Source organism: Brevibacillus reuszeri (assembly GCF_002897295.1).
In the GTDB taxonomy this organism is placed as follows: Bacteria; Bacillota; Bacilli; order Brevibacillales; family Brevibacillaceae; genus Brevibacillus; species Brevibacillus reuszeri_A.
Genome location: NZ_BEXF01000001.1, coordinates 397,948 through 413,176 on the forward strand (window position 1 = coordinate 397,948; position 15,229 = coordinate 413,176).

The following is a 15,229-nucleotide window of genomic DNA, read 5'->3' on the forward strand; positions in this document are numbered from 1 at the left end:
TCTAAAACACGTCATGCTGTTTTAGACTGGATTTTCGTTTGGAAGAGGAGGAATAGTCGTTCCTCGATCTGTCTAGCTATTCGGGGTAGCAGTAATGCAGCCTGGTAAAGGAATTGCGCAGCTCCAGCACTTTGGCTTTGATCGCTTCGGGCTTGTCTTTTTCAGTCAGCCCGCGCACGATGAGGTCTGCGATAATTTCCATCTCGCTCTCTTTCATACCGTATCTCGTCACTTCGGTCGTTCCGATGCGCAGGCCGCTCGGATAATCCCAATCTTCCGGATTGTCGCCGGGGATCAGATTTTTGTTTGTGATGATGTTGGATTCCGCCAATTGCTTGGCAACCTTGTAGCCTCCGCCATAATCACGAACATCCAGGATGACCTGATGAGTTCTTGTGTATCCTTTATGATCGCCCAGCACGCGGATGCCGCGCTCATGAAGCGCTTTACCCAAAGCTTGTGCGTTGGCGACGATTTGAGCCATGTAGTCTTTGCCAAAAGCCAGGAATTCTGCGGCGGCGGCAGCCAGAGCGGCGACCCGGTTTACTTGGTGAGTTGCAGCCAAAGTAGGGAAAATGGCATCTGTAATCGGGATGGAAAGCTCTGGATCGTTCCAGACGATGATGCCGCTTTGCGGTCCGCTAAATGTTTTTCCAGCTGACCCTGTAATGACGCAAGCACCTTCGCGCAGTGGGTCCTGGAACTGTCCGCCGCCAATGAGTCCGAGCTGATGGGCTCCGTCGAAGAAAATTTTGCCGCCCCATTCCGAGACGATCGCAGACATTTCTTTCAGCGGGAAAGGAAACAGTGTCATGGAAGCACCGAGAGTGACCAATTTGGGGCGAACCTGTCTGGCTACCTTGGCGAATTCCTCCAGGTCGACCGTCAGCTCGATCGGGTCCATCGGCACGTCGGTAATATGTAAGCCGCGCACGCCAGCAGGGCCGTCCATGCGATTGCTGGAATGACCGCCAAATGGCTGGGAGATAGTCATGATCTTGTCGCCAGGCTGAGTCAGAGCGGAGTAGACGGTCATGTTCCCAATCATGCTGGCGACGAGGCGATGGTCAGCAAAATTTGCTTGGAAAACCTTTTTCAAGAGCTCAACACATAGGGCTTCGATTTCATCGATATACTTCGTGCCTGCAAACCATCGCTGCCGGGAGCCGATGTGTCCTTCCGCAGCGCGGGTGCCTACCTCTGACGCCAAAAGCTGGCGGACAAGCGGACTGGCTGGGGCTTCCGGAGCCAGAAGATTCAGATTCAGACATTCACTGCCGCGCCAAATCGCATTGCGGTTTACAGCATTGACGATTTCTTCTTGAATCAAACGAGGAGAAGGGCTGTTTTCTATGATTTCCCGTGCTCGTGCAAGTACAGACGTATCATGGACTTCCCCTTTAAGATCAACAGTGCTCATGCGTGTTACCCCCTACTAAATGGTTTTTTCAATCATCAGTAAGTAACCTGCCAAGACTGAGCCAGTTTTCTTCTACAAGTTCAGAAACTGTCTGACTCTGACTGCTTCTCATCGCTGCGATTATTTTTTTGTGCTGGTCAAAGGATTCCAGACCTTCCAAAGAGCCAAAGCGAGCAAACTCAAGACGTCTGATTTTGGGTACAACCCGTTCGAGCGCGAAGTAAATTTCTTTGTTGCCAGCAGTCCGTAAAAAAACGTCGTGAAAGCCGTCATCGGCCTCGATTGCTTTGACGACATCTTTGTGTTCAAGAGCGAGCTGCAAGCTGTCGTTCCATTTCTCTAAGTCGGTGAGATCAGCCTCCTTTACTTGGGCGACTGCCAAACGTGCCGCCAATGCATGTAGGGCAGCAACAACCGGAAATGCGTGTTTCGCCTCCTCAATGTTGAGTGGTGTTACGCGTGTGAGCGAGCCAGGGATGGACTCTACCAGTCCTTCGTCCTCCAGACGCTTCAGCGCTTCGCGAACGGGCGTCCGACTTACCCCAAATTGGGAAGCCAGTTCGTTGTCGTTTAAGCGCTGTCCCGGCTCCATTTCGAGTGTGACGATGGCTGATTTGAGCGTTTGATACACTTGATCACGTAATGACAAACGGTTGATGTGTTTAATAAAGGTTGTATCCATAAAACCAATATATTGCATATTGGATGAATGGTCAATCTATTATTTTGAATAATCAAACAATTACTGCCGATTTGAAATCGTTACAAGTCCAAAAAATGAGGCGGTTCCGATGTCACTAGGACTTCGGAGACCGCCGATCATTTTAGAAGGAGAACAAATAAGCCAAGCTTACTTCAATTTTAACTGGCGAAGCGTGTTGTTAAAAGAATCCACGATCCAGATCGTATTTTGCAGGTCGACGGCTACATCGACAGGAAGATAAAACTGGGCGTTGGCGGGAGCACCGCTCTGACTGCCGAATTTTCCCGCTGTACCAGCCAACGTAGTGACCTTGCCATTGTGCAAATAGCGGATGACGTGATTTTGGCTGTCCGCAATCACGAGGCCGCCTTCTGACGTCATCGCCAAGCCTCGAGGAAATTGAAACTGTGCTTTGGCTGCATCACCGTCCGCGTAATTGCCCTCGATGTAGAGGCTGTTTGGTGCGTAGGTCAAGCTCGCATCACCAGCGACTGTTGTTACCACGTTCTGTTTCAAATCGATATAGCGGATTCGCTGGTTTCCTGTGTCACTTACATACAGGTTTCCTTTTGCATCCAGATAGAGGCTGCTTGGCTCATTAAATTTGGCGGAAGCGAGAGGGCCATCCTGGAAATCACCTGCTTGTTCATAATAGCCTGGCGATATCTCGACGAGTCGGGTAGATGGACTGTTGAGCGATGTAACGGCTCCGCTTGGTGTAATTTTGCGAATGACGTGATTGAGCGTGTCTGCTACATAGATGGTTCCGTCTTTTGCCACGGCAATATCGCTTGGCGAGTGAAAGCGTGCCTGCTGTCCTGTGCCATTTTGGTAGCCCATGATGCCATCTCCGGCAATGGTGACGACCCCTTGCGCTGTAATTTTACGAATCGAGTGATTGCCACTGTCGGCTACATACAGGTTGCCTTGCTGGTCCAAAGTGATTCCCTCAGGCGATTGTAAGAGAGACTGGTTCAAAGCGCCGTCGAAAAGCGTTCCGACTGGGAAGCCTTTTTCATCGGTAGAAATGGTCACTCCTGCGTAGGTAGAGACAACACCTTGGAACAGCTTGCGAATCAAATGACTTTTCGTATCAGATACATAAACGGTTCCATCCGAATGAATGGCGATTCCCATCGGAGTACGAAGCGATGCGGACAAAGCCGCACCGTTATCCTCTCCAAATTGACCGTTTCCAGCGATCGTAACTACCGAGGGCGCAGCAGCAGCTGTCTGTGCGACAGCTACTTCTGCATGTGCTGGTGTAATTCCCACGGTATGGACGGTCAACAAGCCTAGCGCCAGGGAAGCAATCCATACGGTCCATTTTTGTCGTTTCATATGATTTGCTCCTTTGAAATGCTTCGAAATGATGAGAAAGCTGTACGTTGGTTAGACTCGTGGAATGGTTATAGCTGTTGTTTGTCCGGAAATTAATGGACTTGCTGCATCAATAGGCCACGCCTCGATGAAAATGGTATATTCCTTATTTGTTTCTAACCCCTCAAAGGTGTGGGATAGCTCAGCCGCATCAGACGGGATTTTTTTCATGTCTATCATGTCGTCATCGAGATAGAGATAGAGACGATACTCTCCTTCGAACGTGACAGGATCCCAGGAAACTTGAATAGAGGTTGCATCTGAAGCAGTATGCAATTCGATTGCTGGTGGAGCTTCAGCATCAGTTCTGAACTCGCTTATACCTCTTGCGATCGGTTGCAGGAAGCTGTTCAATGCCTCAACCATCAAGGTGTAGCTAGTATCTGGCTCCAGACCAGACATACTAAGGACTTGGTCAGCACCGTCTTCAATCGTGTAGGCAGATTCGCTTAAAAGAGAACTGTTTCGGTAAACACGATAGGAAGCCGTATCTGTTATTTTGGACCATTTGAATGTTGCAGAGTTAGTTGAGATATCACTCTGTTCAATTGATAAATCCTCTACCTCTGGTTCTGCGTCTGTGGTAGACCCGGACGCTTCTGCGGAAACGATCAGAGTTTCAGGGAATCTCTTCCAAGCCTCAACCAAAAAAGTGTATTCTGTCCCTGGGGCTAAACCGCTGAAGATGTATTCCTTATCCGGAGAGTCGAATGGGACCCTCTTCTTTAAATCCGGAATACCTCCTTCAACCAAATAAACCCGATATTCACCGTTGTACTCACCAGGCTTAATATTCGATTCCCATGAAATCATGATGGAATTAGGTCCTGACTCTCCAACTGAAATCGAGATTTCAGGAGGAGGCGGCTGTGTTTTAAACGGAATGGAGCCTTGGCCAATCCGCTTATGGCTCGCATCCAATGCGTAAACGCGAAGAGAATAATTCGTTGCTGGTGCTAGTTCGTGCAAGTAAAGAAAACTCATCCCATCCGGGGGTGCCTCGATACTCGGATTGTCTACTAGCTCACCATTTACATACACTTCATATTCTTCTGTCCCAGCAGGCTTATTCCAAGAGAAAGAGGCCGAATCGGAAGCAAGTTCCCGAGTATCAATTGTGAAGGACCTTGCCGCTGTATTCCCGAGAGTAGGGGCAGTTGTTTTTCCACTATCAACGGGAAAATCATTTCCTATTGGCCAAGCTTCCACATAGAGAGTGTAGGATTTGTTCGGCAGCAATCCTGTAAAGCTGTATTCCAGAGGTGAGTTAGCAGTTACGGAAGCTTTGTATTCCTTTGCTTCCCCCTCACCGATATAGAGTCGGTAATGATCGCCGTTGGGTAAAGGTTCAAAGTAACGCGACCATTTAATCGTTAGGAAGTCAGCTCCTTGATCGATTACTTCTACTCCGATAGAAAAAGATGACTCTGTAGTAAAGGGGCGGGAACCCTCTGCAATTTTCTTTCCTGAATCGTTTAGAGCTTCAATTTTAACTGTGTATTTCGAATCGGGAGCAAGATCGTATAAATAGAGGTAGCTCTTTTTATCATCCCAGTTGCTTTCAACATTAAAATCTGATCTGAGCTCGCCATTCAAGTAAACGCGATAGTCCGCAGTACCCTCTGGAATACTCCACTCCAGCTCTGCCATGTCGGTACCCAGATTAGACACGGTAATCGGGAAAGTCTTGATCTCTGGAGGCTTCGGCTCTGGTGGCTTCTGCTTTTTACCGAGCTCAAATGAATTACTTTGCGCTACGTACTGCGAGCCGTTGTAAAATTTCACTGAGAAAGCTTGAAGCGGAATGGACTCCGTATCTGTTCCCAGAGTAATCGTAAGCCCGCTGTCTCCGACACGCTCTACGTGTTCAATCGGCAGTCCTGACAAAGCCGTACTTCCGGCAGGAGATACCCCGATTGCATAAGCTTCCGTTTGAATCGGCTGCGAGAGGGCAACACTGATTCGTTTGCTGTCGAGCACACTTGCTTGAGCCGTACTGAAATTCAATTGAACGGGATGCCCATCTCGCATATTGCTTTTTGCGGCGTAGGCTTCGATGCTTTGTCCTGCACCAGAGATGGACAATGCATCGCCCGGTTTGTATACGACAAAGCGACCATTTTGCTTCACATATATCGTCGCTCCTGGTGTTTCCGAGACCAGGTACACACTCGTACCAGCGTCAACGAGGCCAGGTGCAGGAGTGGAGGTAACCCCACCTGCCTGTGGTGCAGCTAAGACGCCATAAGCAGAGAAATGACTCACCTGTGCTGTGGCTATTCCGTTTGTAATAACGGTAGGAACGTATTCCCATTCCTGATCGCTGTTCTTGTGAAAAATCCCAAGCTGTTCCGGATTAGCACCTAATTGTACGGGAAACGAAATCGTTACAGGCTGAGTGATTTCAATGTTCGCGAATTCAAAATCGATGATTGGCCCTGCCACAGTCAAACCGCCGTTTGCCGGAAGGGAGGGAGAAAGATTCTCCAATGTCACCGTTGCCTTTGGTGGGAGTGTCATCGAGCCAAAATCGAGAATCGTATTTCCTTGGAAAATCATGCGTTGCTGATTTAGTGGGACAGGAACGCCGATGGGCGCAACTACTGTCAGCTTTGCTTCTACCTTTGGTCCATAACCAGCTACGCTGCCATAATAGGTGAAAGTCCCGGTCAACGTGGTATCGGCTTGCTTGTTCCAGCTTACCGCAACATTGCTTTCTTTTCCGGTGCTCATCTTTGCCTGAATAATCTGAGGCAAGGTATACGAGTTGTTCATAAGTGCTTCAGCGGATATATTCGGAATCGAGACGATGGTACCTGTGTCATCAGGGTCTTTACCGCCACCACCACTACCGCCTCCGGAGCCACCGCCACCCCCAGAGCTTCCACCGCCTCCAGAACCTGAACCAGGGCTAGTACCTGAGCCCCCAGGGGTACCAGGAGCCGATGGATTTACAGATAAGTTTTTCTCCGCTTGTTCGCGCGCTTTGTTTTTGGCTTCTTCGTTTGCTTTTGCCAGTTTGTCTTGTTGTTCCTTGATTTTGTTCAGTAGATCGCTTGGGATGTTTTTAGCCAGCTCAGCTTCACGCTGCTTTTTCTCTAGTTCCGCGAGCTTTTTCCGCTGCTCCTCCAATTCCAAACGCTTCTGTCTTTCTAATTCCTGCTGAGTGTTCCAGTCCAGAGAAGGTTTTCCGTCCAACTGAATTTTCCGTTGCAGCTCCAGGTTTGCGTCATTAATGAGTTGCTCTACTTGATCTGACGTTACTTTTCCGCTGTCAAGTGCTACTTTAAGAAGGGAGTTAACCAGCGCGTGCAAATTTTGCTGATAGCGTGCTAGATCCTCTTGGCTCGTAAGCTGAAGCTGAGTCAGAGGGTCAGTTAATTGTCCTTGCCGTAATGCTTCTAGCTGCTTGGCAATAAACTCGTCATGCTCCAGGTCCATTGCCAGCTTGGAACGAATAATTGCTTGGATGATTTCTGGAGACATCGTGTTGATCAGATCACCCGGTTGAATGACGGAAGACGCAGACGTGGGGAGAGGCACCGACTCAATCGGACGCCCCTGAAAAAACGATCCCTGCATGGCTGGATAAAGATTAAGCGTCTGGTTTTGATCTGGGTTACGGGCTGCAACTACTCCAGCCGCGACGACAATCGTGGATTTACCAGTATTCGGGTCTACGGTAACCAAAAACTGCGTACCTCTCACTCCCATGACTGCAGTAGGGGTAGAGATCGAAAACTGATCTTCCTTTTGGGTCAGCGGTTTGGCTTTAATAAAGACAGAGCCGGACCATACCTTTAAATCGGTCTGCTTGTTGCTTGCAGCCTGCTGCAGCTCGGAAATATAGACCTCGGTATTCTCGCCAACCGTAATCTCATCTTCTTTATCCGCAATCGATAACACGATACTCGATTTGGCGCTAGTTTTGATCAGATCACCGTGATTCAGACTCATGTTCTTAAACGCTTTGTATTCCTTTGTACCGCCTGCCTTTTTAACCTGTACGGTACCAGTCACACTTTCTACTTTGGCAGTACGAGAGGTTTCTGCCGCGTCGACTGTTTTCACTTCAGCAAGCAGTATGCTGCTTATCATGACCAGTACGAAAAGGCTACGCCATATCACTAGAAAACGTGTGCTTCGCAAGCTTCTGATCGTATTCACTGCTAGACTACCTCACTTTCGCAAATCTCACGACTTTTGCTCCATGTCAGGCGCTTTGACAAACCCAGAAACTTCATACAGCTTGATTCCGGTTGTCTTGCCTTTCATCATTTTTTCGCCAACGAACTGATAGTCGAAATAGTTTCTGGTTCGTTCATACGTTGTTTCCGATACCAGCACCTGATTGGCCTCGGCATTGGATTCAATACGTGCTGCGGTATTTACGTGATCGCCGATCGCTGTATAGTCGACGCGTAAAAATGAACCGATATTGCCGACTACGACTTCTCCAGTATTGATTCCGATTCCGATACTGACCTCGACCTCGTATTTTTCCATGATGTCTTTTCGCACCTGTTCCATGCCTCGCTGGATATCATAGGCTGTTTTGACCGCATGATACTCGTGGTGGGGCACATCTAATGGTGCATTGTAGAGGATCATGGCCGCATCCCCGATAAATTTGTCGATCGTTCCATGGTTTTGGAGCACTTGGTTGGTAATCATGTCAAACATCATGTTGAGAAAATCGACGACTTCCTCGGGACGCAATTTTTCCGAGAGCGGGGTAAAGCCGCGAATATCCAAAAACAGGATCGACAGCTCCTTGTTCACACCGCCAAGCGGCAACTCGACTTCGCTTTTGGCAATTTGGTTCACCAATTCCGGAGAGATGTATCGCCCGAACTGTTGGGTAATAAACTGCTTTTGCTTCGTTTCAAAATACGTTTTTACTGCAATATTCACGAAAAAGGTAGTGTATAGGGCAGCGAGTGGGTAGACCACCGATAAATAGATTAGCCTGCTATCAAATAAGATGAATTGCCCAAAAATCAATAGAATAGAGGTTCCGATCACGATCGATATACTATACAGCGGCTTCAATCGCCACGTATACCAGGTGGTAAAGAAGAACACGATCAGCATCAGAGCGAGTATCAGCAGATTGCCGACGATGGTGATTTTTTGGTCGTGGAGCAGCTGGTTGATGATATTGGCATGGGCATAAACCAGATACATATGGTTATCGACAGGTGTCGGATGTGCATCACTACCTGCGGCAGCCATTCCGATAAGTACAATCCGATCTTTAAAGGTTTCCGGAGGAACTTCTCCGTTTAGCACCATGTAAAAAGGGATGTTCATAAAGTCTTTGGTAGAGCCGTCAAATTTGATCGCCAGCTCTGTTTGCGGATGATCTGTCAAGTAATGCTTCACATCTGCACCGTACATGTCAGCTACCTGATAGGCGAGCGAGGGTATCTTTCCTTCGGGCGAATCGAGCATGAGCCAGGTCCGCCGAATTACACCATCATCGTCGAGCACAGCATTGATGTGGGCTGTTTTTGCCGCCTTGTCAATCGGTGGGACGGAGGTCAGCAGCTTCTGTCCTTTGATGAGTTGGTCTTTGGTTACGATTGTCTCTTTGCGAAAAAAGTTTTCTAGCTCCACGACAGAGGGAATGATGACATTGTCATGCTTTGCCAGCTCGGCTGCAAAGGCCTCATCGATTGCTGGGTCTTCGCTTTTTGTCCGAAATGTAATATCGAACGCAACGGCCTTTGCTTCTGACAGAGCTTCCAAAAGGGGGATATAGGTATCGCGTGGCCAAGGAAAGGTTCCGATTAGATCGAGAGACTCCTGATCAATGTCGACGACAATAATATCCTCGTGTGGGGCATGAGTCATAGACTTATTCATGTCGTAATCGTAGAAAGCGAAGTTTATCCGCTGCAACGAATCCCCAATAAAGAGAGTCAGACAAATCAGGATGACTATGAGATTTCCGATAATGGAGATGTTCCAGATGTTTTTTTTCATGAGGTCTCAACCAATCGTTCGATTTCTGCAAGATTGCAGATCAGAATTTTTTTCTTTTTGATTTGGATAAAATCTTGATTTTGCAAATCGAGCAACACTTTCGTCACCGTTTCCCTGACGGTTCCTGTCATGTCGGCAATTTGCTGATGGGTGAGCTTCAAATCGATGAGGATTCCCGTTTTTTGCATCACGCCATGCTTCTCAGTAAGTCTCAGCATCATTTTGATGATACGGGTGCGAACGTCCAATAAGGTTAAATCGGTAATCAGTTCATTAGCTTTTCGCAAACGATCGAGTGCAGTTTCCAGGATTCTCCATGATATTTTGGGGTTTTGCTCGAGTAGAGCGACGAAATCCCGGCGGGTCAAGTAGTAGACGACTGTCTTTTCCATCGTTTTGGCAGAGGCAGAACGTACCTGCTCATTTTCGAGAACAGCCATCTCACCAAAAAAATCACCATCTCGAAAGATAGCGAGGATAATGTCACGAACCTCGTCATCACGATAAATTTTGACGACGCCTGATTTAATGATGTATAACTCTTCTCCTGCTTGCCCTTCTCGGAAAATATTCGTTCCCTTTTCATATGTACGAGTAAGGAAGAGAGGAGCGAGCTTGGCTAAATCCTCATCCTCCAGATCCTGAAAAAAGGGAAAATGTCGAAGGAAATGCTGTTCAGTCATACTGATAAACGACTCCTTTTTTGCTTCAGCTGATGACCAAAGCTGCTGCGAGGACGATGAGATGAAAAATTTGATCGCACATGACCATCAGCCACTTGCTCCCATCGTCTGTGACACGCATAATTTTTCGATACCAGAGGAAAACAATTGTTCGGCGATCTAAAATCACATGAGTAACAAATACGAATAAGATCGCCCAGACAGATAAACCGCCCGGAATAAACAAATAAGCAACGAGTGAGATGACCGCTGTGTACACAAGACAATGAGCGAGTAATGGAAGCCAGCGCTGCGCCTTGTATTTGGCCATCCATTCGGTTTGAAACATATAGTCCCCTATCAAATGGGCAATGAGCAGAATGTCAAAAGCACTAAAATGATTCACTTCTCCTTGACTCCCCCCATTGGAGGGTCCATCACGCCCTCCATTATAAGTGAATCTGGTACAAAAGTAGTAAAAAATTCTGAAGCTTTGCTGAGATGTCTATCCTATTGTAACGAAAGGAGCGGGGGATTTTTGTGTTCTGGTTCACAAAACGAATAATTTCTTTCCTCCGATTATTTGATCAAGCCGATCCATTCCCAATACGGCACGCTGGCGGCGATGGCTAGGATGATGGCAAGTGCGTAGCCAACTGCAATTTTTTGACCTTGCTTGTGGCTAAAGGACTTACCCTCTGAGCTATAGTAAGCGGTTAAATAGGTCGGTGATTGATAGGTAAAAAAGAATGGGTCTGTAGCCAGCAAAATCACAAAGACGAAAATCCAAGGGTGGATGCCTGCCTGCTGTGCCAATGGAAGCAGGGCAGTCACGAGTAAGATAACAGCAGGATCGTCCCGAATAATGAGAGTGACGAGAAACGAAACGAGAATGACAACGGTCAAGAGAAGGGTAGGGCTTGTCAGAAACACGGAGAGCTTTTCACCGAGAAAGGTAGAAAGCGCGTCTGCAATGCCTAGCTCTTGAGTGGCCGTAGCAAAACTGAACGCGACTCCTAAGAACAAGAGAAAAGGCCAGTCAATTCCGTTTGAAACGGTTTGCCGGTCAAGCGCTCCACTAATCACCAAAATAGCGAAGCCGAGCAGCATAATCCATGCGCTATCGATTCCGTGCAAAGGGGCAAGAATCAGCAGGACGATACTCCCCAGTGTGGTTGAAACGGCAATGCGCTCTGCTTTCGACCATGGTCCCAGTAGCTGTAGCTGTTCATCCAGCACTTCATCTGATATCGGTCGTACTTGACGTACGTTTCGAAACATGAGCTGGAGGATGACGAGCATGATAGCCGAAAAAATAAGAAAGGCGGGCAGTGCATATAAGAACCATTGCAGCCAGTTGATCGGCTCAGAGACAGCAGCAAGTCCATATGCCATCATGTTTGTATAGGAGCCAGTCAGTACAAAAGGCGCGGTGAAGCCATAAAAAATCATGGCTGCCAGCCCAAGTCCTGCTGCGCCGCGGCTCTTGTCAGCAAACCCCATCGATTCGGACAAGGTTCGTGCAAGCGGCACTCCGAGAGATACTTTGGCAGAGGAGGATGGGATCAACGAGTTGAGCAGCATTCCTCCGGCAACGACACCCCACAATTGCCCACGATAATGTCGTGGAAATCGTTTTAACGCATTGAGAGACACGCGAAACAAAATACCAGAGCGGGTGATTACCGCAATGAACGCCATAATAAAAATCATATAAAGCCAAGTGGTTGAGGCGAATCCGGAGAGAGCAACCTCTGGTCCGACTAGTCCGCCTAGAACCCAAGCCATAGCCATCCCAAGTCCGACGATGTAATCGGGGATGATATTAACGATCCAGAGGATGACGGCAGCGACTCCGATCCCGATGAAATCCATTCCGGCGCGAGATAAGCCGCCGATGGGCTCTATGTAATGAAAGAGTATCAAGCTGATTGGAAGCAGAATAGCAGCAACCCATCCACCGAGCCTGCTTTTGTGAAACAGCCCGACCGTATTGTAGGCGCGAGTGCGACTGTGCTGCTGTGCCAATTGCTGCTTGGCTAGGTCATACTCTTTACTGCCGTCTTCACCAGCGATTCCGGTGAGCGATCTTTTGGCTTCCGCAAGCGTTAAGTATTCCATAGCTTGCTGGTGCCTGTTTAATCGGGCATGCAGCTCGGCAGCCCATTCATATGTAGTAATCCATTGCTCGGTCGTGTAGCTGGCGCCAAAATCACTCCAGGCCCGATCCAATAGTGCTAGTCCGACCTCGGGATGCTCGGCTGGCTCTCCATAGAGAATACAGCCTTTCAAAAGTTCATCCTTTTCTACAATTTTCTCTGGTGGGCAATCGGCTAGCAGCATAAATAAACGCTTTTTGCTAGCTTCCACAAGCTCAGGCAGGACATGCAGGGCGATTTGCAAAGCCTCTGTCCATCTACCGGCTACACCCAGTAGCTCGATGGCGGCATCCCAATCGTTGCTCTTTTGATAATCTTCCAGCATTTCGGCAATCCAGCGACGTTTTTCCTCATGCCCAAACCTTACCGTAGCAATTTCGGAGAGGAGACGCCGCATCCCGGGAACAAGCGTGAACCATTCCGGCTGTGCTTCTACTCGCTGGAGATACTTGTTTGCATCCGGAAATTGCTCCAAAGCTTGATCGAGCAAAATTCCAAACCGCCGCTCTGCCACGCTTGAGTGGACACGTGGAAATTCTGAGCACCATAGCAAGGCATGAGTGAGAGATACAGGTAAGGTGTCCAGCTCCAGCGCAACGGCTTGGTAGTTTTGCTCTTTGTTTACCAAAAGCTGTTTATTCGTGCTTGTCAACCGGCTGGACAATAAGCGGATAAAATAGGACGAAATGGACGGCTGCTCCTCCACGAGCTTGTCGAATGTTTCCCGATTAATGATATACAGCTCTGCATCGGTTGCCGCGATCGCAGTCGCGGAGCGGGCCTCACCGGTCAGCATCGCCATTTCCCCGAGTGTATCACCTTCACTTAGTACAGAAATCGATTGAGCTGCACCGCTTTTTTTGGCGTCGATGAATAGCTCAAGCTTGCCACTTTTGATTACATACAGATTGTCCCCGGGATCGCCCTCCGAAAACAAGATAGTGCCTACGGGAACCGTTCTTCGTTCCAATTTTCCAAGCAGCTTCGCTAGCTCCATATTGGACAACTGCTTGAACATTTCAATTCGTTGAAGCGTGGTCAAAAGTCCACCTCCCGCCTAAAAAACATAATGAGAACCATTATGCGGATTATATTACTCGCTAATATTATAATCTGATTCGAACCATTCAGCTAGAAAATCATCGTACAATTATGCTACCTGCGAATATTCAGTTTTTTAATGTGATATTGCAAGCTTTGGCGAGTGGTACCGATTTTTTCCGCTGCTTTCGTAATATTCCAGTCAGCTTGATCCAAAATCGTTCGAATAAATTGTTCTTCGTAGGGAGTGGTGACCGTTTTTAGTGGTCTGCGCTCCCTTGTGCGGCTAGAGACCCCAAGCAGGCTATTTTCCATCATATTTTCACGCAGGTAGGCAGGAAGATGGTCGATATCCAGTAGGCTCTGATCCTCGTCGGCACGAATGATCAGATTTTCAATGACATGGTGCAGCTCGCGTATGTTGCCGGGCCATTTGTATTGCAGAAAAAGCTCGTGTAGGCGTGCGGACAGACCGTGTACGTTTTTGTTTAGCTGCTTGCTGGCGAGGGTGAGGAAGTAATCAATCAAAAAGACAATATCATCCTTGCGCTCGCGAAGAGGAGGAATGATAAGACATGTGCGAGCGATGCGGTAATACAGGTCAGAGCGCAGCTTGCTTGTGGCAATCAATTCTTTTGGCGCTTCATTGGAGGCACTAATGATGGTGCAGCGTACAGGTGTCACGGCATTGGCACCAACTCTGCGAACCATGCGTTCTTCGAGGACGCGGATTAATTTTGACTGAAGTGTGATCGGCATCGAGTTGATCTCATCGAGGAAAAGCGTTCCGTCCTGGGCGTATTCAAACAGCCCCATTTGATCGGCAGCCCCCGTATAGGAGCCTTTTACCGTTCCGAAAAGAGTGCTTTCCAAAAGAGTTTCCGGAATGGCTGCGCAGTTGATCGCGACAAAAGGACTTTTGGCTCGCTTGCTGTGATTGTGAATGCTTTGGGCGAACAATTCCTTCCCAGTGCCTGTTTCTCCGACAATTAATATATCCGTGTCGTGCATGGCTACATTTTGCGCGTCTTTTATGAGTCCTTTCATGACAGAGCTGCTGCCTTTAATGCTGCCAAAAGTATAAGTTGTACCGTTGCTGGGCTGTTCCTTGCTGCCTTTGTTTTGCGTGACGATTTTGCGTTTTAATTCAATCGTTTCATGCAGCAGGTTTTTCAGCTTCGTCTCGTTGTGACTGATCGAGAATACACCAATGGTTTCTCCATTATGGATAATCGGATATGTACTGTAGGTGACGTATTGCGGGATGCCGTTAATATGCGCATGTGCCCGGTACTGTGCGATGACAGGCTGTCCACTGGTGAAGACACGTCGGTGCTCGGACATTTCTGGATTGTAATTGTAGGCCTCCCACAAGTATTTTCCGATGACATTTTCACTTTTCAGGCCTTCCAGCTTTTCCTGGGCTTTATTGTAGAGGATGATTCTCCCTTCGTGGTCACTCACAAGCACACCTTCGTTCAGCGAATCTACGATCTGTTCCAGGCAAGCGAGTCTAGCATCGGTTGAAAGCATCCATGATCACGCTCCAATTCTCATCACGCGAGTGGTTATTTTTCAGAACTTTCTAACTCATAGAATAGCAGAAGTGCTCACATCCGTCACGATTCGTAAAGAGAAGAAACTATTTGCGCAGAAAGTTTTTGCGGTGGAGGTAAATAGCGTCACAGCAAGCTTTTGACGAGAGGAACATGTGCAGAGCTGGCCAATCGCAAACGTTTTTGCGCCGAAAGGAGATTCCATGACGGGGTCTCTTTTTTGCGTGGAATTAGAAAAAGGCAGTGAAATAGGCGGTGGAGATAAATTCAGAACATTGGCACAATAAGTGCTATATCTATCAGACAACAAGGACTTACAC

9 protein-coding genes are annotated in these 15,229 nt (G+C 48.0%); all 9 read right to left on the reverse strand.

Annotated features, from left to right (window positions below; all coding sequences use genetic code 11):
* Positions 1-76 precede the first annotated feature (76 nt).
* Complete coding sequence (gene glyA, locus C3B52_RS01985; protein ID WP_103104409.1) at positions 77-1,420, reverse strand: serine hydroxymethyltransferase; 1,344 nt, start codon at positions 1,418-1,420, stop codon at positions 77-79.
* Between the two features lie 28 nt (positions 1,421-1,448).
* Positions 1,449-2,102: a GntR family transcriptional regulator gene (locus C3B52_RS01990; RefSeq protein ID WP_103104639.1), complete on the reverse strand. Its 654-nt coding sequence runs from the start codon at positions 2,100-2,102 to the stop codon at positions 1,449-1,451.
* Between the two features lie 168 nt (positions 2,103-2,270).
* Entirely contained in the window at positions 2,271-3,464 is a 1,194-nt protein-coding gene (locus tag C3B52_RS01995; RefSeq protein WP_103104410.1) for a copper amine oxidase, read from the reverse strand.
* 51 nt (positions 3,465-3,515) lie between these two features.
* Positions 3,516-7,670, reverse strand: a complete 4,155-nt coding sequence (locus tag C3B52_RS02000; protein WP_103104411.1) for a fibronectin type III domain-containing protein — start codon at positions 7,668-7,670, stop codon at positions 3,516-3,518.
* Between the two features lie 27 nt (positions 7,671-7,697).
* A complete protein-coding gene (locus tag C3B52_RS02005; protein ID WP_103104412.1) occupies positions 7,698-9,491 on the reverse strand; it encodes a CHASE2 domain-containing protein in 1,794 nt (597 codons plus the stop codon).
* The gene (locus tag C3B52_RS02010) at positions 9,488-10,174 is read right to left on the reverse strand and encodes a Crp/Fnr family transcriptional regulator (RefSeq protein ID WP_103104413.1); all 687 of its coding nucleotides are present in this window, start codon (positions 10,172-10,174) and stop codon (positions 9,488-9,490) included. Before C3B52_RS02010 ends, C3B52_RS02005 begins: the two co-directional genes overlap by 4 nt.
* Before the next feature lie 25 nt (positions 10,175-10,199).
* On the reverse strand, positions 10,200-10,559 hold the full coding sequence (locus tag C3B52_RS02015) for a DUF3307 domain-containing protein (protein WP_235615565.1): 360 nt from the start codon (positions 10,557-10,559) through the stop codon (positions 10,200-10,202).
* 173 nt (positions 10,560-10,732) lie between these two features.
* Positions 10,733-13,354: an SLC13 family permease gene (locus tag C3B52_RS02020; RefSeq protein WP_103104414.1), complete on the reverse strand. Its 2,622-nt coding sequence runs from the start codon at positions 13,352-13,354 to the stop codon at positions 10,733-10,735.
* A 113-nt stretch (positions 13,355-13,467) separates the two neighbouring features.
* The gene (locus tag C3B52_RS02025; protein ID WP_103104415.1) at positions 13,468-14,886 is read right to left on the reverse strand and encodes a sigma-54 interaction domain-containing protein; all 1,419 of its coding nucleotides are present in this window, start codon (positions 14,884-14,886) and stop codon (positions 13,468-13,470) included.
* Positions 14,887-15,229: the final 343 nt, after the last annotated feature.